Here is a 22,081-nt window from a genome sequence, read left to right as displayed (position 1 = left end):
GTACGACGTGGTGGTCGTGGGTGGCGGCACGGCCGGCGCGGTCGTCGCCGCGCGGCTGTCGGCCGATCCCGCGGTGCGGGTCTGCCTGGTCGAGGGCGGCCCTTCCGATGTGGACGACGATCGCGTTCTGCTGCTGCGGAACTGGGCCAACCTGCTGGAAACCGAATTCGACTACGACTATCCGATCGTGCCGCAGCCGCGCGGGAATTCGCACATCAGGCATTCCCGGGCCCGGGTGCTCGGCGGCTGCTCGTCCCACAACACCATGATCAGTTTCCTGCCGCCGCCCGCCGACTTCGCCGATTGGGTAGCCGCGGGCGCCACCGGCTGGTCGTACGACGAGATGCTGCCGTACTGGCGGCGGCTGGCGATCCGGATCCAGCCGGTGGCCGAGAAGGACCGCAACCCGCTCACCGCCGACTTCGTGGCCGCCTGCCACAGCGCCCTCGGGGTGCCGGTCCACGAGGACTTCAACGCGGCGCCGTTCGCCGACGGCACCGGCTTCTTCCCGGTCGCCTACCACCCGGACACCGGCATCCGCTCCTCGTCGTCGGTGGCCTACCTGCACCCGTACCTGAATCGTCCGAATTTGACCGTGCTGACGGAGACCCGGGCCCACCGCCTGGACATGGCCGGTGCGGCCGTCACCGGGGTGCGGGTCCACGACCGGGACGGCCACGCGCACACCCTGACCGCCACCTCCGAGTACGTGCTGTGCGCCGGGGCGATCGACACCCCGCGCCTGCTGCTGCTCTCCGGCATCGGCCCCGCGGACGACCTGCGCGCCCTCGGCATCGACGTGGCCCTCGACCTGCCCGGCGTCGGCGCGCACCTGCTCGACCACCCCGAGTCGCTGATCCTGTGGGAGTCCACCCGCCCGATCCCGCCGCAGTCCGCGATGGACTCCGACGCGGGCCTGTTCGTGCGCCGCGACCCGGCCGCCGAACGCCCCGACCTGATGTTCCACCTCTATCAACTGCCGTTCACCACCCACACCGCGCGGCTGGGCTACGACATCCCGGCGCACGGCTTCGGCATGACCCCCAACGTCCCCCGCCCGCACAGCACCGGCCGGCTCTGGCTGACCAGCGCCGACCCGACGGTGAAACCGGCACTGGACTTCGGCTACTTCACCGACCCGGACGGCTACGACGAGCGGACGATCGTGGACGGGCTGCGCATCGCCCGTGAGGTCGCCGCCACCGAGCCGTTCAAGTCCTGGATCGCCCGCGAGATCGCCCCCGGCCCGGCGTTGCGCACCGACGAGGAGCTCTCCGCGTACGGGCGGGCCGCGCACCACACCGTCTACCACCCGGCCGGCACCTGCCGTCTGGGCGCCGCCACGGACGACCACGCGGTCGTCGACCCCGAGCTGCGCATCCGCGGCCTGGCCAACGTCCGTGTCGCGGACGCCTCCGTCTTCCCCACGATGACCTCGGTCAATCCCGTCGTCGCTGTCCTGATGATCGGCGAACGTGCCGCTGACCTGATCGCCGCGTCGCTGACCACCGCACCGCTTCCCGCTGAGGATGAACATGACGGTCACCAGCACCTCCCGCCCGCCCAAGATCACCGTCGAGCGTCTGTGGAAGGTGTTCGGTCCCCGGGCAGACAGGGTCGTCGGCACCCCGTTGGCTGAGCTGACCCGGGCGGAGCTGCGCGCCCGCACCGGCTGCGTGGCCGCGGTCCGCGACGTCAGCTTCGAGGTACGCCCCGGCGAGGTGTTCGTCGTGATGGGCCTGTCGGGCAGCGGCAAGTCGACCCTGGTGCGCTGCCTGACGCGGCTGATCGAACCGACCAGCGGCGAGATCCACGTCGACGGCGAGCCGGTCCGGTCCATGTCCCCGCGCCGGTTGCGTGACCTGCGCCGCCACCGCGTCGCGATGGTGTTCCAGCACTTCGGGCTCCTGCCGCACCGGCGGGTGGTCGACAACATCGCGTACGGCCTGGAGATCCAGGGCGTGGGCCGGGCCGAACGGCACCGCCGCGCGGGCGACGTGCTCGCCCTGGTCGGTCTCGACGGTCACGAGCACCACTACCCCGACCAGCTCTCCGGCGGCATGCAGCAGCGGGTCGGCCTCGCCCGCGCCCTGGCCACCGACCCGGCGGTGCTGCTGTTCGACGAGCCGTTCAGCGCCCTCGACCCGCTCATCCGGCGCGACATGCAGGCCGAGGTGCGCCGCCTGCATGCCGAGGTCGGCAAGACCCTGGTCTTCATCACGCACGACCTCGCCGAGGCCCTGTCGCTGGGCGACCGGATCGCGGTGATGCGCGACGGCGAGGTGGTGCAGGTCGGCACCCCGCAGGATCTGGTCGGCGCTCCCGCCGACGGCTACGTCGCCGACTTCGTCCGCGACGTGCCCCGCGCGGACGTGCTCACCCTCCGGTGGATCGTGCGCCCGGCCCGCGACGGCGAGAACGTCGGGGACCAGCCGCTTCCCGCCGGCACCGTCATCCGAGACGCCGTGTCGCGCGTCCTGCGCGCCGCCCTGCCCGTCCCGGTCGCCGACGGCGACCGGCTGCTGGGTGTGATCGACGCCGAGCAGCTGCTCCCCGCACTGACCGGCCACCGGGCGCCGGTGCCGGCATGACGACCGGGTCGGCACCGGACCGGGCATCGAGCGCGACCGCCGGGTCGGCACCGGACCGGGCATCGAGCGCGACCGCCGGATCCGCGCCGGACCGGGGGAAGGCCCACCCGTGACCACCACCATGCCGCGCGTGGCGGTGGTCGCCGACGCGCCGCGCCCGAGGGTCGCCCGGCCCCGCCTGCCGCGGTCGTTGCCGCGCCGCCGGATCGTGGTGCCGGTGCTGATCCTGGCCACCGTCGCGGTGTACCTGACGGTGCGCACCGCCGGTGCGGTGGACACGGACGACGCGTGGGCGTTCCGGTTCTTCGCCGACCTGCGGGCCTGGGTCGACGCCAACCGCGACACCAGCCCGGTCTTCCTGTACGGGGTGAACTACCTGCGCCTGGCCGTGGCGGTCCTCGACAACACCGTGCACGCCGCGCTGACCGGCCTCGGCTGGGCCGGCCTGATCGCCGCCGCCGGAGCGCTTGCCGCCGTGCTGGCCGGCTTGCGTACGGCGGTGCTGACCATCGCCGCTCTGGTCGGCTGCGGGCTGCTCGGGCTCTGGCCGGAAACCGTCGACACGCTGTCCCTGACGGTGTCCGCCGTGCTGCTGGCCGTACTGATCGGGGTGCCGCTGGGGATGCTCAGCGCCCGGGTGCCCGTGGTCGGTGCCGCGCTGCGCCCCGTGCTCGACGCCATGCAGATCATGCCGACCTTCGCCTACCTGGCGCCGATGACGCTGCTCTTCTCGATCGGGGAGCCCGCCGCCGTCATCGCCACCCTGATCTACGCCGTGCCGGTCACCATCCGGATCACCGCCCTCGGCATCGGCGAGGTGTCCGCGACGACCGTGGAGGCGGCCACCGCGCTGGGCTCCACCCGGTGGCAGCTGCTCGGCAAGGTGCGGCTGCCGCTGGCCCGGCCGAGCATCGTGCTGGCGGTCAACCAGACCATCATGATGGCGCTGTCCATGGTGGTCGTCACCGCACTGATCGACGCGCCCGGCCTCGGCCAGAGCATCGTCGAGGCCCTGGAACGCGTCGACGTCGGCCTCGCGTTCGACGCCGGGCTCGCCATCGTGGTGCTGGCGGTGGTGCTGGACCGGATCACCACGCGGGCGGCGTACCGGTCGATGCCCGCGCGGCCGCGCCCGGCCCGGCGGGCGGCCGTCCTGCTGGCGGCGCTCACCGCCGTCGCGGGGGTGGTCGGGCTGGCGAACTCGGGCGCCGAGTTCCCGTCCGGCTGGGGGTTCTCCTTCGCCCCGGCCGTGAACGCGGCGACCGGATGGGTAGAGCTGCACTCGTACGATGCCACCGAGGCGCTGAAGAACGCGGCCAGCACGGGCCTGCTGGATCCGCTGCAGAACCTGCTGGTCACCACGCCGTGGTGGCTGTTCGTGCTGGTGGTGCTGGTCTTCGGCAGCCTGGCCAGCGGCCTGCGGGCGGCGATCCCGGCCGCGCTGGCCGCGGCCGGGGTGGCGGCGCTGGGCCTGTGGCAGCACGCGATGCAGACGCTGGCCACGGTGCTGGTGGCGACCGCCGCGACGATGGTGTGCGGGGTGCTGCTCGGGGTGCGCTGCGCGCGGCACGACCGGTTCGCGCGCGCCGTACGGCCGCTGCTGGACGCCGCACAGACCATGCCGTCGTTCGTCTACCTGCTGCCCGCCGTGGCGCTGTTCGGCGCCAGCCGGTTCACCGCCGTCGTGGCCGCCGTCATCTACGCCGTCCCGCCCGTGGTCCGCCTCGTCGAACGCGGTATCCGCGATGTCGCGCCCACCGCCGTCGAGGCCGCCCTCGCCGCCGGCTCCACGCCCCGGCAACTGCTGTGGAAGGTGCAGTTGCCGATGGCCCGCGGCGGCCTGCTGCTGGCCGCCAACCAGGGCATCGTCATGGTCCTCGCGATGGTCGTCGTCGGCGGGCTGGTCGGCGCGGGCGCGCTGGGCTACGACGTCGTCGCGGGCTTCGCTCAGCGCGAGGACTTCGGCAAGGGGCTCGCCGCCGGTCTCGCCATCGTGCTGCTCGGCGTACTCCTCGACCGGCTCACCCAGGGCGCCGGCCGGCGCCTCGACGCCGTTCCCCGGCGGCCGTCCCCCTGATGTCCACATCTGTCCCCCTCCCCGTACCGGCCGCCCGTCGGCGGCCCGCACCGTCCGGAAGGACCCCTCGATGAAGTACGCACTGTCGTTTCGGCTCGCCACGGCGGTCACGGCGCTGAGCCTGACCCTGGCCGGGTGCGGCGGCGTCAAGTCCGACGCCGGTTCCGCCACCCCGGCCGCCTCCGGAGCGAAAGGCACAGTAAAGCTCGCGGTCAATCCGTGGGTCGGATACGAGGCGAACGCCGCCGTGGTCGCCTACCTGCTGGAGAAGAAGCTCGGCTACACCGTGGAGAAGAAGAACCTCAAGGAGGAGATCTCCTGGCAGGGCTTCGAGACCGGCGAGGTGGACGCCATTCTGGAGAACTGGGGTCACGACGACCTCAAGAAGACCTACATCGAGGACAAGAAGGTCGCCGTCGAGGTCGGACCGACCGGTAACAAGGGCGTGATCGGCTGGTACGTCCCTCAATGGGTGGCCGACAAGTACCCGGACATCACGGATTGGAAGAACCTCAACAAGTACGCGGACCTGTTCAAGACCTCCGAATCCAAGGGCAAGGGGCAGATGCTCGACGGTGACCCGTCGTTCGTCACCAACGACAAGGCGCTGGTCAGCAATCTGAAGCTGAACTACGAGGTCGTGTTCTCCGGCAGCGAGGCGGCCCTGATCAAGGCCGCGCAGCAGGCCACGGCGCAGCAGAAGCCGCTGCTGTTCTACTTCTACGAGCCGCAGTGGCTGTTCTCCCGGGAGAAGTACGTGCGGGTCAAGCTGCCCACCTACACCACCGGTTGTGACGCCGATCCGAAGAAGGTCGCCTGCGACTACCCGGACTACACCCTCGACAAGATCGCCAGCAAGAAATTCGCGGACACCGGGGGTGCGGCGTACCAGTTGATCAAGAACTTCCAGTGGACGAACGACGATCAGAACCTGGTCTCGGATTACATCACCAACCAGGGCATGAGCGCCGATGCGGCCGCCGAGAAGTGGGTAAACGAGCACGAGTCGACCTGGAAAGCCTGGATCCCGGCCGCCGGCTGAGCGTCACGGAAGACAATTCCCGTGTTCATATCGCAGTACATTGTGGACTTCGTGTTTGACTCGTCGCTATGGTCTGACAGCGGCGCACCGCGCGAGCCTGATTCAGATCACAGGAGAGGGACGGTCCGGTCATGAGAATCCCGTCCCCGCGACGCCCCGACCACGACACGGATCCCACGCCGCACGGCGGCGACACCGCGGGTGCCGCGGTGTCCGCCGCCGTGTCGGGCGGCACGATCCGGCGGCGGATCGTGCGTACCCTGACGCTGCCCGTGGTGGCCGTCCTCGTCCTGCTCGGCGTGATCACCGTCATCGAGGTCCAGAACTACCGCGCCGCGGCCGCCACCGCCCGCGCCGTCACGCTCGTGCTGGCCGTGCAGGATCTGGTGCAGGAGCTGCAGACCGAGCGTGGCCTGACCGCCGGCCTGCTCGGCGGCAACATCGGCTTCCGGCCCGAGCTGGCCCCGGCGCGCAAACGCGTCGACGCCCAGCGCGCCGACGTGGAGCGGCTCGTCGCCTCCGGCGGTGTGGCGCAGGACCGCGTCGCCGCCGCCGTACGGCAGCTCGACGGCCTGTCCGGGGTCCGCGCCGCCACCGACGCGGGCGCGGCCGGGCGGGCACCCACCTTCTCCTTCTACACCGACCGGATCGCCGAGCTGAGCAACGTCGACTACGGCCTGGACAGCTCGTCCGACCCGGCCCTGCGGCGCGGCGTTGCAGCCCTGGAGGCGCTCGGCGACGCCAAGGAGAGCCAGGCGCAGGAGCGGGCGTTCCTCAACGGTGTCTTCTCCGCCAGCGGCTTCAAGAACGCCGAGTTCCTCCAGTTCGTCACGATGCGTTCGGCCAAGGACGCCGCGCTGGCCGACTTCCAGCAGTACGCCACCGACACGCAGCGCACCGCCCGCGACTACATGCTCAACACCGGCGCCGCGCAGACCGCCGCGTTCTTCGAACAGGTGGCCCTGGGCGCCGGCGACGGACGCTACCTGCAGGTCAACCCGCAGTCGTGGTGGTCGTCGCAGACCACCCTGCTCGACGACATGCGGCAACTGCAGCAGCACGTCGGCTCTGTCATCCGGGCCCGCGCCGCGACCCTGCAGGACCAGGCGACCCGGCGCATGGCCGTCCTCGTGGGTGCCGTGGTCATGTGTTTCGTCGGCGCCGTCTACCTCGCCGTCGTCGCCTCCCGCTCTATCGCGCGACCGCTGGCGACGCTGGCGGACGAGGCGAACCGGCTGGCGGGGGAGCAGCTGCCCGAGGCGGTACGGAAGGTGACCGCCGGCGACAGCGACGCACCGCCCCCGGCCGTCCGTATCCCGGCGGGCGCCACCGACGAAATCCGCTCGGTCGCGGACGCGTTCGACCGGGTCCAGGCCACCGCGTACGCGCTGGCCACCGAGCAGGCGCTGCTGCGGCGCAGCACCACCGAGTCGCTGGCCAACCTGGGCCGGCGCAACCAGAACCTGCTGCGCCGCCAGCTCGGCTTCATCACCAGCCTCGAACGCGAGGAGTCCGACCCGACGGGGCTGGCGAACCTGTTCGAGCTCGACCACCTCGCCACCCGCATGCGACGCAACGCCGAGAGCCTGCTGGTGCTCGTGGGCGCGGCCAGCCCCCGGCAGTGGTCGAACCCGGTGCCGATCGCCGACGTCATCCGCGCCGCCGTCGCGGAGGTCGAGGAGTACCGGCGCGTCGCGCTGCGCCGCGTCGACGACGTCCTGGTCGCCGGTTCGGTGGTGGCGGGCGTCATGCACATGCTGGCGGAGCTGGTGGAGAACGCACTGTCCTTCTCGCCGCCGGACGCGGACGTGGAGGTCCAGGGCCGCCGGATCGGTGAGGGCTACCTGATCGCCATCACCGACCAGGGCATCGGCATGAGCCGGGCCGACCTGGAGCTGGCCAACCAGCGGCTGCGCGGCGAGGGCGACTTCATCACCGCGCCCACCCGGTTCCTCGGCCACTACGTGGTCGGCCGGCTGGCCATCGAGATGGGCATCGACGTCCAGCTCGCCCCATCGCCCGTGGTCGGCGTGACCGCCCGCATCCTGCTGCCGGTGTCGGTGCTGGCCGACCCGCAGGCGGTCGCAGCGCCGCCGCAGCGCACCGTGCCTCCGCAGCGGGTGCCCGCCCGTGGCATGCCGGAGTCGCCCGCGCTCGAAGCGCCCCCGCTCGAGGCGTCCGACCCGGCGATCACACAGGTGCTGACGCTCGAACCGCCCGCGGAACCCGGGGCCCTGCCGGACGCCGACCCCACCCCGGACCGGCGGATCCGGCCCGAGACCATCGAGTACGTCACCGTGGCGGGCGTTCCCGCCGACGCGGGGGTCCGCCCGAACGGGACGGAGCATGGCGGCTCCGCGATCGCGCGGATGGAGACGGCGATGACATCGTCCACCTTCGACCTTGACGGGTCAGCGCCGGCCGACGGTGAACGCACCGCGAACGGCCTGCGCAAGCGCAGTCCGCGGGCCCGCAAGACGGCGAACTCCCGCACCGCAGTGCCCGGCGGGGCCGCACCCACCCGTACCGCCGAACGACCGGCGCCGGTCAACGATTCGCCGGAAGGGGTACGGGCCCGGCTGACCGCGTTCCGCACCGGTGTGCAGCGTGGCAGCACCGAATCCATCGATGGGCCGTGATCCTCGCCCACCCCGCACCGAGGTCGAAAGAAGTCCCATGAGCGTTGATACCTCTGCCGACCGGCACCAGCTGAACTGGCTGCTGGGCAACTTCGTCCACCAGACCGACGGGGTCCGCGACGCGGTCGCGGTGTCCTCCGACGGCCTGCTCATCGCGAGTTCCGACGGGCTGAACCGGGCCGAGGCCGACCACCTGGCGGCGATCGTCTCCAGCCTGGCCAGCGTCGCCCGCAGCGCCTCGCGCCGCTACGACTTCGATGGGCTCAAGCTCATCATGATCGAGATGCGGCGCGGGTTCCTGCTGGTGTCGGTGATCGCGGGCGGCAGCTGCCTGGGGGTCGTGGCCGGTGGCGACAGCGACCTGGGCCTGGTCGGCTACGAGATGTCCCTGCTGGCCGACCGGTTCGGCACCCTGCTCACGCCGGCTCTGATCTCCGATTCGCGGCAGCACCTGCCGCGATGACGTATTCGGGGGGGTGGGCGCCGGACCCACAGAGATTCCCGTACACCGAACCGGCCCCGGCACCCGAGGCGGCGCACCGGGCGCCCGAGACGGAGGTCGACGACGTCGTCGTGCGTCCGTTCATGCTCACCGGCGGGCGTACCCGGCCGTTGCAGGACGGCCTGCGGATCGAGACCCAGCTGCACGCCGCCCCGGCGGCGCTGTCGGCGCCGTTGCGGTTCGAATCCCGGCGCATCGTCGAGCTGTGCCAGGTGCCGATGTCGATCGCCGACCTCGCGGTCGGCCTGAAAGTACCGCTCGGCGTGTTACGGGTGATCGTCGCCGACCTGGTGACCGACGGCTACCTGCGGATCGAGCAGCAGCTCGGTGAGCTGCCCATCGAATTGATCGAGAGGATCAGGGATCGTGTACGGGCGCTCTAGGCAGCCGGCGCCGGTGGCCCTGCCACCGGTGGCGGTCAAGATCGTCATCAGCGGGGGCTTCGGGGTGGGCAAGACGACCTTCGTCGGCGCCATCTCGGAGATCGAGCCGCTGGTGACGGAGGCCGAGCTGACCGAGCGGTCGATCGGCATCGACGACACCAGCGCGGTGTCGGCGAAGACCACCACCACGGTGGCGCTGGACTTCGGCCGCATCACCCTCGACGACGCGTTGCTGCTCTACCTGTTCGGCACCCCCGGACAGGACCGCTTCGACTTCCTCTGGGACGACCTGGTCGACGGCGCGCTCGGCGCCGTGGTCCTGGTCGACACCCGGCGGATCGAGGACTGTTTCCCCGCGGTCGACTACTTCGAGGAGCGCGACATCCCGTTCCTGGTCGCGGTCAACATGTTCGACCGCTCGCAGCGCTTCGACCTGGAGGAGGTCCGCGACGCGCTGGGCATCGGCCCGGACATCCCGGTGCTGGAGTGCGACGCGCGCTACCGCGAGTCGGTCAAGACCATCCTGGTCGCCCTGACCGAGGAGATCCTCGCCAAGCGGCTGAGCCGGGAGAGGCCCGTGGCCACATGGTGAGTCCGATCCTTGACGAGCAGAAACGGGAGACCATGCCTTCACGTACGCCGTGGCGACGGCTGCGCCGGGCGGCGGCCCTGGCCAGTGTCCTGGCGCTGGCCGCCTGCGGTGCACCGGCCGCCGCGATCGTCGCGCCGCCCGGGGTGGCGCGCACCCCGTGCGGCACCGTGTCGATCGCGGTGAACCCCTGGGTGGGCTACGAGGCGAACGTCGCGGTGGTCAGCTACCTGCTGCGTACCGAGCTGGGCTGCAAGGTGATCGAGAAGGACCTCACCGAGCAGGACTCGTGGGAGGCGATGGCCAAGGGCGAGATCGACGCCATCCTGGAGGTCTGGGGTCACGACGACCTGAAGAAGACGTACATCGACGACAAGAAGGTCGCCGTCGAGCAGGGCCTGACCGGCAACAAGGGCGTGATCGGCTGGTACGTCCCGCCGTGGATGGCCAAGGAATACCCGGACATCGTGAAGTGGCAGAACCTCAACAAATACGCGTCGCTGTTCCGCACCCCCAAGTCCGACGGCAAGGGCCAGTTCCTGGCCGGTGACCCGTCGTTCGTCACCAACGACGCCGCCCTGATCAAGAACCTCAAGCTCGACTACTCCGTGGTGTACGCGGGCAGCGAGGACGCGCTGATCGCCGCGTTCCGGGAGGCCGAGGCGGACAAGAAGCCGCTGATCGGCTACTTCTACACTCCGCAGTGGCTGCTGTCGGAGATCAAGCTGGTGCACATCCCGCTGCCGCTGTACCGGCCCGGCTGCGACGCCGTGCCGGAGAAGGTGGCCTGCGACTACCAGCCGTACGACCTCGACAAGATCGCCCGGAAGGCGTTCGTCGACTCCGGCAGCCCGGCCGCCGACCTGATCAAGAACTTCCGCTGGAGCAACGACGACCAGAACACGGTGGCCCGCGACATCACCGTCAAGAAGCTCTCCCACGACGACGCCGCGAAACGCTGGCTGGACGCCCACCGCTCGACCTGGCAGCGCTGGATGCCCCAGTAGCACTCGACGCCCCCGGCCGCTCGGCAATCCACCGAACGGCAACCGGGACTGCAACCGAGGGCCGGTAGACATGCCCTGTGGTGAATCCGGCAGGTGGGGACGGCCAGGGCCCGTCCCGCGCGTGGGCCGGTCGCGGCGCCGTGTGGCGCTGGTTCCTGCTGGGCGGGTTCGCCCTCGTGGCCGTGGTGCCCTGGATGCCACCGATGGGGCGGCAGGCGACGTTCGCCGTGGCCGCTGTCGTCGCCGTGGCGGCCATGGTGTGCGGCCTGCGCTGGCACCGTCCGGCGTACCGGACGCCGTGGCTGTTGATGACCACCGGCGTGGGCGCCAGCCTGGGCGGGGTGATGTGGTGGACGGGCGAACTCGCCCTCACCGCAGCGCTGCACTTCCCGTCCGTCGGCGACCTGCTGTACGTCTGCGCCTACCCGTTGTTCATCGCCACCCTGCTCACCTGGGCCCGCCGGGACCGGGCCCGATTCGCGTACGAGGCGGTCGTCGACGCGGCCGTGGCGGCGTGTGGGCTGTCGGGCCTGGCCTGGGCGTTCATCATTTCGCCGATCATGAGTGGGCCGGACTTGAGCCACCGCTCGCCGGGCTATCTCATCTACACCCTGCTCGATCTCCTGATCATCGCGTTGGCGCTGCGGTTGCTGTTCAGCGCCGGTGTGCGTACCCCCTCCTACGTCATCTTCGTTGCGGGACTGTCGCTGGACATGACCGGCGACATGCTCTACTACGTCGGCCTCGCCTGGAACGTGCCGGCGCTGACCGGCGCGACCAGCGCGTCGCTGTGGGTGCTGGCGTACGTGTTCTTCGCGGCGGCCACGCTGCACCCGTCGATGTCGGAGTCCACCGGCTCGGCCGAACGGGTGCAACGGATCGCCACACCCGCGCGCCTGAGCCTCTACGCCCTGCTGGCCCTGGTCGGCCCGGCCGTCGCGGTCGGCACCGTCGTGCTGCGTGGTCGCGGGGCACCGGCGGTCGACCTGATCGTGCCCATGGTGGTCGCCGCGGCGACGGCGGTGCTGCTGGTGGCCCGGCTGGGCCTGCTGGCGCACTTCGCCCACCGGCGGGCGATCCAGCTGGACAACCAGGCCGTGGCGCTGAACGCCGCGCTGCACGAGCAGCAGGAACTGCGCGCCGCGCTGACCGCCTGGTCGCTGCGCGACGACCTCACCGGCCTGGGCAACCGCGTCCTGCTGCGTGACCATCTGGACGCCGTGACCGGCCCGCACGCGCTGCTCCTGCTCGACCTGGACGGCTTCCAGGACGTCAACGACCTGTACGGCCACGCCGTCGGCGACACCCTGCTCACGGCGGTGGCCGACCGGCTGCGGGAGGCCGCCGGCGACGGGCTGCTGGTCCGCCTCGGCGGCGACGAGTTCGCGGTCCTGCTGGTGCAGGAGCGGGCGGCGGCGGCCACGGACGTCGCGCGGGCCCTGGTCGAGGCCGTCCGGGAACCGTTTCAGCTCGGCGAGCGGGAGACCATGGTGACGGCCAGCGTCGGCGTGCTGTCCGCCGCCGCGCCGGTCGGCACGGTCGAGGCGCTGCGCCGCGCCGACATGGCCCTGTACGCGGCCAAGGGAGCGGGCAAGAACAGGGTCGAGGTCTACGCCGACGCCCTGGCCGAGACGCGGGACCGCCGGATGCGGCTGATCGCGGACCTGCGCCGGGCGCTGGCCGACGAGGCCCTCGCTGTGCACTACCAGCCGGTCGTCGATCTGGATACCGGCAGGGTCACCGCCGTGGAGGCGCTGGTGCGCTGGCGGGACGGCACGCGGTGGATCCCGCCGGGCGAGTTCATCCCGATCGCCGAGGAGAGCGGGCTGGTCGTACCGCTGGGCGCCTGGGTGCTGCGCCGGGCGCTGGCCGACGTGAAGCCGTGGTTCGAGCAGTACGGCATCGCCGTCACCGTCAACGTGTCCGGCCGCCAGCTGCGCGAGCCCGACATCGCCGACGTGGTGCTGGACGCGCTGGAGGCACGGGCCATGCCGGGGGCCGCGCTGGTCGTCGAGATCACCGAGACCGTGCTGGTCGCCGACGTCGGGCCGGAGGCCGCCGCGGCCCACGGGGTGCTCGACCGGCTGCGCGGCGAGGGCATCAGGGTCGCCGTCGACGACTTCGGCACCGGGTACTCCTCGCTGGCCTACCTGCGTACGCTGCCGGTCGACGTACTCAAGATCGACCGGGCGTTCGTGCAGGACGAGGACGCGCGCGGCGACTCCACGGCGTTCCTGCAGGCCATCGTGCAGATGGCGCGCAGCCTGCGGTTGCGTACGGTCGCGGAGGCGGTGGAGACCGAGGCGCAGGCCGAGCGGTTGCGCCAGCTGGACTGCCCGCTGGCCCAGGGCTACTACTTCGCCCGCCCGATGCCCGCGTCCGAGCTGACCGCGCTGCTGGCCCGTACCGGTGGGCGGCTGGAGGGCGAGGCGCAGCCGACCCGGGCCGCGTAAGAAATTCACATATTTCTTTGTTTCCACCGGTTTGTCGTCGGCTACTTGTCGGTAACCACCTTCCCATGTGGACTTCTCCTCACCGCTCCCGGCTGTGCCGGGAGTTCGCCGTCGCGACCCTCGCGGCCGCCGCCGTCCTCGTCCCGGCCACCGCGGCGCACGCGGCGGCCGGGCGCTACCGGGTGGACAGCACGGCCGACGCCCCCGACGCCGACCCCGGTGACGGCCGCTGCGCCAGCGCCGCCGACGCCTGCACGGTGCGCGCCGCCACCATGGAGGCCAACGCCGATCCGGGCTCGACCATCGTCATCCCGGCCGGTCACTACCGGCTGACCATCCCGCCGCTGCTCGGCAAGGCCTTCACCGACTACACGCTCGCGGACGCCGCCCACGGCAACCTCAAGCTGTTCAAGCCCACCCGTGTCGAGGGCGCCGGACGCGACGCCACGGTCATCGACGGTGGACACCTCGACCGCGTGTTCACCACGCTGGGACCGGTCACGATCGTGGACCTGACCATCACCGGCGGAGACTCGGAACCGGTGGCCTCGCTCTACAACTACTACGGCGGCGGCGCGGTGCTCAACGCCTCCGACCTGACCATGGAACGGGTCCACCTGACCGGCAACAGCGCGCGGTTCGGCGGCGCCGTGCAGAACATCCCGTTCGCCCCGATGACGCTGCGCGACAGCCTGGTCGACCACAACGAGGCGGGCGAGGCGGGCGGCCTGCGGTTCGACTGGACCGGCCGGGTGGAGAACTCGGTGATCACCGACAACCGGGTCACCGACCCGCACGACCCGACGCGGCCCGCCGAACTCGCCGGCTACGGCGGCGGGATCGACGTGCGCGGACCGGCGACGGTCACCGTGGTGGCCAGCACCGTCAGCCGTAACCACGCCGACAAGGGCGGCGGCGGCATCAACATCACGCTCGGCTACGTCCCGGGCCCGCCGGGCACCCCCGGCCCCGGCAAGGTGGAGTTGCAGCACACCACGGTCACGGACAACACCAGCAACCACGGGCCGTCCGACTGCCGGGCCGTCTGGGCCCGGATCGTCGACCTCGGCAACACCGTCGACTCCGACGGCAGCTGCGTGGCCGGCGACTGAACGTGGCCGCCCCGCCCGTTCCCGGGAGCGGGCGGGGCGGATCCGGCCACGCCGGTCACGGTGGCGGCGGGTGCTCGGCGCAGGCGCGGGCGGGCCGCCCCGTACGCTGACGATCATGCGGATTGGCATCGTGATCCTCCCCGATCAGCGCTGGTCGGACGCCCAGCAGCGCTGGCGGCGGGCCGACGCGTGGGGCTTCGACCACGCCTGGACCTACGACCACCTCGGCTGGCGCGACCTGGTCGACGGCCCCTGGTTCGACTCGATGACCACGCTCACCGCCGCCGCCACGGTCACTTCGCGGATCCGGCTCGGCACCCTCGTCGCCTCGCCGAACTTCCGTCACCCGGCGGCGTTCGTCCGCCAGATCACGACGGTGGACGACGTCAGCGACGGGCGGCTGCTGCTCGGCCTCGGCGCGGGCGGCGTCGGCTTCGACGCCATGGTGCTCGGCGGGGAGGAACTGCCGCCACGGCAGCGGGTGGACCGGTTCGCCGAGTTCACAGAGCTGCTCGACCTGATCCTGCGTACGGACGGCACCACCTGGCGGGGGCAGTGGTTCGCCGCCGTGGACGCCCGCAACAATCCGGGGTGTGTGCAGCGTCCACGGGTCCCGTTCGTGGTGGCCGCGAACGGTCCCCGGTCGATGGGCCTGGCGGCGCGCTTCGGCCAGGGCTGGGTCACCACCGGCACCGTCTTCGACGACCTGGAGAGCTGGTGGTCCTCGGTGGCCGGGCTGTCCGCGCGGATGGACGCGGCGCTGGAGGCGGCGGGCCGTGACCCGGCCACTCTGGACCGCCACCTGCTGCTTGACGCCGCACCGGTCTTCTCCCTGGTCAACGCGGATTTCTTCGCCGAGCAGGCGGCCCGGGCCGCGCGGCTCGGCTTCACCGACGTCATCACCCACTGGCCCCGGACCGAGAGCTGGTACGCCGGCGACGAGGCCGTGCTGGTCGACGTCGCCACCCGCCTCCTGCCCGAACTCCAACGGGGGTAGCCCCGACCCGATCCGGTGATCGCCGGAATTTCCGGGCGTGACACCGGCGCAGGCTCCGTACCCTGGTCCGGGTGCCACGCGGCCTGCGCCACCCTCTCCCGCGTCTCCCGCTGCCGACACCCCTGCTGGTCCTCGTCGTGTGTGTCCTGGCCGGGCTGGCGGTCGCGGCCGTGGTCATCGGCATCCGTGACGGCGACCGGGCCGCCGGGTCACGTTCCTCGTCACCCGCCGCCGGGGCGCTGCCCTCCACTCCCGCGCACTACGCTGCGACACCCCGGGCCCGCGCGGCGCCCGCCGGGCTCCGCGTGATCGACTACTGGTCCGTACCGAAAGGCTTCCCGGCCGATCCGACGCCGGCGTCGACCGCTGCGCTCACCGAGGGCCTGCATCCCACCGGGCCGCTCGCGGTCTACGACGCTCCCGGCGGCAAGCCGCGGGCGTTCCTGCCGCCGACGATCAGCGGAGTTCCGGTCACCGTGCCGATCCTCATGCGACGCACCGGCTGGGTTGCGGTGCTGCTGCCCTCGATCAACCGCACCATCGGTTGGCTGCCCGCCGGACACTGGACACTGCGGCCGCTGCGGGACCACCTGATCCTGCGCCGGGGTACGCACGAGCTGACCTGGCTGCGCGACGGCGCCCGGGTCGCGCGGTGGACCGTCGCCACCGGCTCACCGGCCACGCCGACGCCCCTGGGCCGGACGTTCGTGCTCGGTCGCAGCAGGCCCGCCGGTGCCGTCTACGGCGGCCTCGACGTCCTGGTGCTGGGCTCCGTGCCCGACGACCGGCACACGGTCGCGGCCTCCCTGAAGGGGGCGCATACCGGAATCCACAGCTGGTACCGCAGCGACGCCTTCGGCCACAGCATCTCCAACGGCTGCATCCGGGTGCCCAAACCCGGCCAGCGCAGCCTGCTGCGCCACCTCGTCCCCGGCACCCCGGTCACCGTCATCGACTGACCGCGAGCGGCGCCGGGCCCGCCGCCGCAACGCCGCGCCCGGCAGCAGGCCGATCCCGGCCGCGACGGCGACCGTGGCCACGGCCAGCCCCGTCGGCCGCCACGGCCACGCGTCTCCGGTCAGGCGCACCTGCCGGATCGGGTACTCGGTGAACTTCGCCGTGGTGCGCGCGGTGGCCCGGTCCGCGTGCGCGGCCAGGTCGCGCAGGACCGGGTCGAAGGCGAACTCGCCGGGTGCGGCATGCGGGAGGGCCACGTCGAGGTGACGCTCGGCCGCCCACCGGGCCAGCGCCGGGTCCGCGCGCTCGGCTCCGGGCACCACGAGCCGGTCCACCGTGGGCGCGGCGGCGTCGGCCGGTTCGGCCAGCAGCACCACCCCGTGCCGGGTGATCACGGTACGGCCGGCCGCCAGCGGCACCGTCCGCGCGGCGAACGACGTGCCGGAGTACCCCTCGAACGCCGTGGCCACGTCCACCTCGCCCACCCCGTCGACCAGGCCGACACCCACCGTCGGGCGCAGCCACGGGAACGCCGCGTTCACCGCGTACGGCAGGTCGGCGGCCGCCAGCCGCTGCTCCGGGATGCCGGTCGGCGCGTCGAGCGCCCATCCCGGGTACGCCAGCTCCCGCCCGACCCGGTCCGCCTCGGCCCGCCCCGCCAGCAGCTCGACCAGGTGCAGGGCACCGACCAGCCCGGAAGTGACCCCGGCGGTGGTGACGAGACGGCCGTCCTGGACGTAGCGCTGACCCGCCACCCACCGCACGGCCGGATGGTCGTGGCGCAGCGACCCGAGGCTCTGCCAGAACGAGGTGGCCCGGTGCCCGTCGAGCAGGCCGCTGACGGCCAGCACCCTGGCACCAGCGCAGACCCCGAGGACGTACGCGCCCCGGCCCGCCTGCCGGGTCAGCCAGTTCCGCAGCGGTGCCTCCTCGCCACCGGCCGGGTCGACGACCGCCGGGACGACCACGACGTCCGGTGCCGGGGCGGTACCCGCGTCGACGTCGGCGAACGTGTGCTCGGGCAGGAGCCGCAGCCCCCCGGACAGCGGCGTCGGCGCACGCCGCGCGGCGACGGTGTAGACGAAGAACCGCGACGACCGGGCGAATGTCTCGTACGGCAGCAGCACGTCGCTGACCACCGAGCCGGTCGCTCCGGTCACCACCGCCACGACCGTCGCGCCCGCCGGGGCGGCGCGCGGCACCGGCCAGCCCTGCGGCGGCGCGGCAACGGCGGAGCGGGGGAAGCTCTCGCCCATCGTCACGGCCAGCCCCGCGGCGGCGACCGCCCCGACGAGGGCGGCGGACAGGGCGAGACCGAGCACGACGACGGCGATCCGGCGCAGGACGTGTGGCATGTGGTGGCTCCCAGAGAAACGGCGACGCGAGCGGTGCGGCGAGGCGCGAGGGTCAGGCGGTGCGGGCCGCGGAGGGCGGCGCACCGTAGCGCGCGCCATAGAGGCGGCGGAAGTGGCGGGCGTCGCGGAAGCCGCACCGGGCGGCCACCGCCTCGACGGTCAGGTCGGTCTCGGTGAGCAGGCTCGCGGCGAGTTCCAGGCGCAGCCGCTGCTGGTACTCCAGCGGGGTCAGCCCGATCGTCGCGGTGAACGCCCGGCTCAGCCCGCGCGGCGACAGGTGCGCCACGCGGGCCAGCTGGTCGAGGGTGTGCGGCGCGTCGAGGTGCTGTGCGAGGTGGTCCTGCACCCGGTGCACCGCCGGGTGCAGATGGCTGCGGTGTTCCAGGAACGGGCTGAGCTGCCCGTGGGTCCCGTCGCGCCGCAGGTAGATCACGAGCTGGCGGGCCACCGCGGCGGCCAGTGCCGGGCCGTGGTCGCGTTCGACCAGCGACAGGGCCAGGTCGATGCCCGCGGCGATCCCGGCGCTGGTGCTCACCGGTCCGTCGTGGACGTACAGGACGGCGTCCTGCACGCGGGCGGCCGGATAGTGCTCCCGCAGCAGGTCGATCACGGACCAGTGGGTGGTGCACCGGCGTCCGGCCAGCAGCCCGGCCTCGGCCAGCGCCGCCGCCCCGGTGCAGACCGAGGCAACCCGTGACCCGTGCGCGACCGCCGACCGCAGCCAGGGCAGCACGGCGGGCGGTACGAGGGGCTGCTCCGGTGTCGGCGGACGCAGCCGCGGACCCGGGATCAGGATCAGGTCACCGGGGCCGGTCCCGGGCAGCGGGCCGAGCCCGGCCAGCCGGAGCCCCTGGGCGGAGACCACCTCACCGGGTTGCGCGGCGACGAACTCGATCCGGTAGCCGGCGCCCTCGTGGGCGGCGGCGTCGAAGACCTGCACCGGACCGGGCAGGTCCAACAAGTTCACCTCCGGCAGCACCAGCACGACGACCCGCCCGGAACCCCTGTCCTCGCTGTTCACGACGGTTACGGTAGGCGCTGCGGCACCCTCCCGGCGAGGGCGGTACGGGACGTGCACCGGACGGATCAGGCACTCGGGCGGGAAGGTCGCGCCGCCCCCGCCGGGGCCGGGCGAAACGCGATTATGCGCAGATGGCTACCACCCGGTAACACGGCTCGGTAGCGTGGCGCCTAGCGGGGTCCCGGAGGCGCCGAGTGGAGCGTCTTCGCGGTCTGGTAGCCGTACTCTCCTCGAGGGGGTAAGCCGTGACCACGACGCAGGGCAAGCCGGCCGACGTCTCGGAGAAGCAGGCGCGACAGGTCGCCGAGGCCGCCCGCGAGTCCGAGTGGCGCAAGCCCAGCTTCGGCAAGGGACTGTTCCTGGGCCGCTTCCCGCTCGACCTCATCGACCCGTGGCCGGCCGTCGAGCCCCGCCCCGACGCCGACGACTACCTGGCCCGGCTCGATGCGTACGTGCGTTCCGGAATGGATGGAGCCCGCATCGAACGCGAGGCCCGCATCCCCGACGAGGTCTTCCACGGTCTGGCCCGGCTCGGCGCATTCGGCATGAAGATCGACAAAGGGTACGGCGGCCTCGGCCTGCCCAACCTGCACTACTGCAAGGCGCTGACGCTGATCGGCTCGGTCAGCCCCGCGGTCGCCGCGCTGCTGTCCGCGCACCAGTCGATCGGCGTGCCGCAGCCCCTCAAGATCTTCGGTACGCCGGAGCAGAAGAAGGTGTTCCTGCCCCGGCTGGCCGCGGGTGAGGTGTCCGCATTCCTGCTCACCGAGCCCGACGTCGGCTCCGACCCGGCACGCCTGGGTACGGTCGCGGAGCCGGTCGAGGGCGGCTACCGGCTCAACGGGCTGAAGCTGTGGGCCACCAACGGCACCGTCGCCACCCTGCTGGTCGTGATGGCGCGGGTGCCCGACAAGGGCATCACGGCGTTCGTGGTGGAGGGCGACTCGCCCGGCATCACCGTGGAACGGCGCAACGAGTTCCTCGGCCTGCGCGGCCTGGAGAACAGCGTGACCCGCTTCCACGACGTGTTCGTCCCCGCGGAGAACGTCATCGGCGGCCTCGGCAAGGGCCTCAAGATCGCGTTGACCACGCTGAACACCGGCCGCCTGTCGCTGCCCGCGATGTGCGTGGGCGCCGGCAAGTGGGCGCTCACCGTGGCCCGCGAATGGTCTGCCGAGCGGGTCCAATGGGGACGTCCCGTCGGGCAGCACGAGGCGGTGGCCAAGAAGATCGCCTTCATCGCCGCGACGACGTACGCCATGGAGTCGATGCTCGACCTGTGCTGCGTGATCGCCGACGACGACCGCAACGACATCCGCATCGAGGCGGCCCTGGTCAAACTGTTCGCCAGCGAGATGGCGTGGCAGATCGCCGACGAGCTGATCCAGATCCGTGGCGGCCGCGGCTACGAGAAGGCCTCCTCGCTGGCCGCCCGCGGCGAACGCGCCGCCGAGGTCGAGCAGCTCCTGCGCGACCTGCGGATCAACCGCATCTTCGAGGGCTCCACCGAGATCATGCACCTGCTGATCGCCCGCGAGGCGGTCGACGCGCACCTGTCGGTGGCGGGCGACATCATCGACCCGGACGCCGATTTCGGCCGCAAGGCCCGCGCCGGGGCGAAGGCGGGCGCGTTCTACGCGCGGTGGCTGCCGACCCTCGCGGTCGGCCGCGGCCAGGTCCCGACGGGGTACGGCAGGTTCGGACCCCTCGCCGCCCACCTCAGGTACGTGGAGCGCGCCTCCCGCAAGCTCGCCCGCTCGACGTTCTACGCCATGTCGCGCTGGCAGGGAAAGATGGAGCGCAAGCAGGCGTTCCTGGCCCGGATCGTGGACATCGGCGCCGAGTTGTTCGCGATGTCGGCGGTGTGCGTGCGTGCCCGCGCCGAGCGGCGGGACCGGCCCGAGGGAGTGGAGCTGGCCGATCTGTTCTGCCGGCAGGCGCGGTTGCGGGCGGAGGCTCTGTTCGCCGGGCTGTGGGACAACACGGATTCCTTGGACGTACGGCTGGCGCGGCGGGCGCTCGACGGCCGGTACGCGTTCCTGGAGGAGGGCATCGTGACCCCGGCGTCCGACGGCGACTGGGTGGCCGCCTGGCATCCCGGTCCCGCCACGGTCGACGACGTACGCCGCCGCATTCCACCGCCCGCTTGAGGGTTACGCCCGCGTCACCTGACTCGTACCCCTTTGTGTATCAGGGGTGCGCATTTGCAGACTCTTCCAAACCCCTTTCGCCTCAGTGGCCCCACTAATGTCGCCCACGGACCGGGTGTCCAGCCCGGCATCCCGAAAGATCTTCCAAGGATCGGAAAACCTTGCTAGGTTGCCGCGATCTTCTTTCACGGGGAGAGAAGTCGTACGGCCATGGAAGGGTCACATGAGAATTCGAGCCGCAAGGGTGCTGACCGCCGTCGCGGTCACCGCCGGCGTCCTGTTGGGTACGGCGGGCGTCGCGGAGGCCGCCGTCACCCGCCACTACGTGGCATACAACTGCTATTGGGAGAAGGCGCCGTACTACGAAGTCGGCTTCTTCGCCGGCACCACCGTCAGGATCTATTGCCCCACCAGCGCTCCGGGGACGCAGTACCGGGCGCGGGTCACCTGGCACAGCCACGACTACCAGTACTCGACCATTCAGTTCAATTACATCAACCAGGGCACGGGTAACTCGGGTGTCCTGTACTCCGACCAGGGTGTCGTCGATGAAGTGACGGCGTTCCAGTTCCGCTGAGGTAAGCACCGGTTTTCGGGCCGGATATCGCATGGTGGGCATGACCGTCTCAGTGGGCCGGCAAGGTTCACGACGCCTTGTGGTCCGAGGCGAGTCATGCCCGCCATGCTCATCTGTCGGTCGGCGGGGCACACCTGGCAGGCACTTCGTAGGGTCATGGGATGGCTATTCCGGAATTCGTCGTCGCCCTGCGTACCAGGATCGGCCATGACCCGCTGCCGCTGGCCGGAGTCATCGCGGTCGTCCTCGACGACCAGGGCCGTGTCCTGCTGGTCCGTCGCTCGGACACCGACGAGTGGGCGCTGACGACGGGGTGCCTGGAGCCGGGCGAACAACCGGCGGCCGGTGCGGTCCGCGAGGTGTTCGAGGAGACCGCCGTGGAGGTGGCGGTGGAGCGGCTGCTGGCCGTCGAGGCCCTCGACCTGTCCGTGGCGCCCAACGGCGACCAGGTGTACTGGCTCTCCATCGGCCTGCGGTGCCGGGCCATCGGTGGTGAGGCGCGCGTCAACGACGATGAATCCGTCCAGGTCGGCTGGTTCGACCCGGGCTCGGTGCCGCCACTGCCGCCGCATCAGGCCCGGTGCCTCGACCTCGCCCTGTCCGACGACGCCCCCGCGTGGATCGCATAG

General features: G+C 71.9%; 17 protein-coding genes and 1 pseudogene. 16 read left to right on the top strand and 2 right to left on the bottom strand.

Going from position 1 to position 22,081, the window contains the following annotated elements:
* Nucleotides 1-7: 7 nt before the first annotated feature.
* The 13 genes from ACMCNN_RS16530 (at nt 8) to ACMCNN_RS16470 (ending at nt 16,351) form a co-directional block, all read left to right on the top strand.
* On the top strand, nt 8-1,639 hold the full coding sequence (locus tag ACMCNN_RS16530; RefSeq protein WP_412741390.1) for a GMC family oxidoreductase: 1,632 nt from the start codon (nt 8-10) through the stop codon (nt 1,637-1,639).
* Nucleotides 1,536-2,591 carry a quaternary amine ABC transporter ATP-binding protein gene (locus ACMCNN_RS16525; RefSeq protein WP_412741389.1) on the top strand — a complete coding sequence of 352 codons (1,056 nt, stop codon included), beginning with the start codon at nt 1,536-1,538 and terminating at the stop codon, nt 2,589-2,591. Before ACMCNN_RS16530 ends, ACMCNN_RS16525 begins: the two co-directional genes overlap by 104 nt.
* A gap of 109 nt (nt 2,592-2,700) precedes the next feature.
* Complete coding sequence (locus ACMCNN_RS16520) at nt 2,701-4,668, top strand: ABC transporter permease (RefSeq protein WP_412741388.1); 1,968 nt, start codon at nt 2,701-2,703, stop codon at nt 4,666-4,668.
* Nucleotides 4,669-4,738: 70 nt separating this feature from the next.
* Entirely contained in the window at nt 4,739-5,710 is a 972-nt protein-coding gene (locus ACMCNN_RS16515; RefSeq protein ID WP_412741387.1) for a glycine betaine ABC transporter substrate-binding protein, read from the top strand.
* Between the two features lie 131 nt (nt 5,711-5,841).
* Nucleotides 5,842-8,349, top strand: coding sequence for a nitrate- and nitrite sensing domain-containing protein (locus ACMCNN_RS16510; RefSeq protein ID WP_412741386.1), 2,508 nt, complete (start codon nt 5,842-5,844; stop codon nt 8,347-8,349).
* A 37-nt stretch (nt 8,350-8,386) separates the two neighbouring features.
* Nucleotides 8,387-8,812 carry a roadblock/LC7 domain-containing protein gene (locus tag ACMCNN_RS16505; protein WP_412741385.1) on the top strand — a complete coding sequence of 142 codons (426 nt, stop codon included), beginning with the start codon at nt 8,387-8,389 and terminating at the stop codon, nt 8,810-8,812.
* Entirely contained in the window at nt 8,809-9,234 is a 426-nt protein-coding gene (locus ACMCNN_RS16500; RefSeq protein WP_412741384.1) for a DUF742 domain-containing protein, read from the top strand. The genes ACMCNN_RS16505 and ACMCNN_RS16500 overlap by 4 nt, the downstream gene beginning before the upstream one ends.
* Nucleotides 9,235-9,247: 13 nt before the next feature.
* A complete protein-coding gene (locus tag ACMCNN_RS16495) occupies nt 9,248-9,826 on the top strand; it encodes a GTP-binding protein (protein ID WP_412741383.1) in 579 nt (192 codons plus the stop codon).
* 32 nt (nt 9,827-9,858) lie between these two features.
* Nucleotides 9,859-10,830 carry an ABC transporter substrate-binding protein gene (locus ACMCNN_RS16490; RefSeq protein ID WP_412741382.1) on the top strand — a complete coding sequence of 324 codons (972 nt, stop codon included), beginning with the start codon at nt 9,859-9,861 and terminating at the stop codon, nt 10,828-10,830.
* A gap of 77 nt (nt 10,831-10,907) precedes the next feature.
* The gene (locus tag ACMCNN_RS16485; RefSeq protein WP_412741381.1) at nt 10,908-13,283 is read left to right on the top strand and encodes a putative bifunctional diguanylate cyclase/phosphodiesterase; all 2,376 of its coding nucleotides are present in this window, start codon (nt 10,908-10,910) and stop codon (nt 13,281-13,283) included.
* A gap of 65 nt (nt 13,284-13,348) precedes the next feature.
* Nucleotides 13,349-14,395 (top strand): hypothetical protein, encoded by a 1,047-nt coding sequence (locus tag ACMCNN_RS16480; RefSeq protein WP_412741380.1) that lies wholly within the window; start codon nt 13,349-13,351, stop codon nt 14,393-14,395.
* A 115-nt stretch (nt 14,396-14,510) separates the two neighbouring features.
* On the top strand, nt 14,511-15,392 hold the full coding sequence (locus ACMCNN_RS16475; RefSeq protein WP_412741379.1) for an LLM class flavin-dependent oxidoreductase: 882 nt from the start codon (nt 14,511-14,513) through the stop codon (nt 15,390-15,392).
* A gap of 71 nt (nt 15,393-15,463) precedes the next feature.
* Nucleotides 15,464-16,351, top strand: coding sequence for a L,D-transpeptidase (locus ACMCNN_RS16470; protein WP_412741378.1), 888 nt, complete (start codon nt 15,464-15,466; stop codon nt 16,349-16,351).
* A 678-nt stretch (nt 16,352-17,029) separates the two neighbouring features.
* Here the strand turns inward: ACMCNN_RS16470 and ACMCNN_RS16465 are convergent.
* Nucleotides 17,030-17,605 (bottom strand): annotated as a pseudogene (locus ACMCNN_RS16465) (DJ-1/PfpI family protein); the annotation flags it as partial.
* Nucleotides 17,606-17,756: 151 nt separating this feature from the next.
* Nucleotides 17,757-18,725: a GlxA family transcriptional regulator gene (locus ACMCNN_RS16460; protein ID WP_412741377.1), complete on the bottom strand. Its 969-nt coding sequence runs from the start codon at nt 18,723-18,725 to the stop codon at nt 17,757-17,759.
* Between the two features lie 245 nt (nt 18,726-18,970).
* Between ACMCNN_RS16460 and ACMCNN_RS16455 the strand changes: the two genes are divergently transcribed.
* The 3 genes from ACMCNN_RS16455 to ACMCNN_RS16445 all read left to right on the top strand — a co-directional run bounded on the left by ACMCNN_RS16455 (nt 18,971) and on the right by ACMCNN_RS16445 (nt 22,081).
* Nucleotides 18,971-20,875, top strand: a complete 1,905-nt coding sequence (locus ACMCNN_RS16455; RefSeq protein ID WP_412741376.1) for an acyl-CoA dehydrogenase family protein — start codon at nt 18,971-18,973, stop codon at nt 20,873-20,875.
* 223 nt (nt 20,876-21,098) lie between these two features.
* Nucleotides 21,099-21,452 carry a hypothetical protein gene (locus ACMCNN_RS16450; protein WP_412741375.1) on the top strand — a complete coding sequence of 118 codons (354 nt, stop codon included), beginning with the start codon at nt 21,099-21,101 and terminating at the stop codon, nt 21,450-21,452.
* Between the two features lie 161 nt (nt 21,453-21,613).
* The gene (locus ACMCNN_RS16445; RefSeq protein ID WP_412741374.1) at nt 21,614-22,081 is read left to right on the top strand and encodes an NUDIX hydrolase; all 468 of its coding nucleotides are present in this window, start codon (nt 21,614-21,616) and stop codon (nt 22,079-22,081) included.

Source organism: Krasilnikovia sp. MM14-A1004, from assembly GCF_047159485.1.
GTDB lineage: Bacteria > Actinomycetota > Actinomycetes > Mycobacteriales > Micromonosporaceae > Actinoplanes.
This window is presented reverse-complemented; position numbering and strand designations above follow the sequence as displayed.

What these genes read in the sequence shown, in the direction of transcription:
- ACMCNN_RS16445 (WP_412741374.1), top strand. Translation starts at nt 21,614, where the DNA reads ATGGCTATTCCGGAATTCGTCGTCGCCCTGCGTACCAGGATCGGCCAT.
- ACMCNN_RS16515 (WP_412741387.1), top strand. Translation starts at nt 4,739, where the DNA reads ATGAAGTACGCACTGTCGTTTCGGCTCGCCACGGCGGTCACGGCGCTG.
- ACMCNN_RS16490 (WP_412741382.1), top strand. Translation starts at nt 9,859, where the DNA reads ATGCCTTCACGTACGCCGTGGCGACGGCTGCGCCGGGCGGCGGCCCTG.
- ACMCNN_RS16480 (WP_412741380.1), top strand. Translation starts at nt 13,349, where the DNA reads ATGTGGACTTCTCCTCACCGCTCCCGGCTGTGCCGGGAGTTCGCCGTC.
- ACMCNN_RS16510 (WP_412741386.1), top strand. Translation starts at nt 5,842, where the DNA reads ATGAGAATCCCGTCCCCGCGACGCCCCGACCACGACACGGATCCCACG.
- ACMCNN_RS16525 (WP_412741389.1), top strand. Translation starts at nt 1,536, where the DNA reads ATGACGGTCACCAGCACCTCCCGCCCGCCCAAGATCACCGTCGAGCGT.
- ACMCNN_RS16475 (WP_412741379.1), top strand. Translation starts at nt 14,511, where the DNA reads ATGCGGATTGGCATCGTGATCCTCCCCGATCAGCGCTGGTCGGACGCC.
- ACMCNN_RS16500 (WP_412741384.1), top strand. Translation starts at nt 8,809, where the DNA reads ATGACGTATTCGGGGGGGTGGGCGCCGGACCCACAGAGATTCCCGTAC.
- ACMCNN_RS16450 (WP_412741375.1), top strand. Translation starts at nt 21,099, where the DNA reads ATGAGAATTCGAGCCGCAAGGGTGCTGACCGCCGTCGCGGTCACCGCC.
- ACMCNN_RS16505 (WP_412741385.1), top strand. Translation starts at nt 8,387, where the DNA reads ATGAGCGTTGATACCTCTGCCGACCGGCACCAGCTGAACTGGCTGCTG.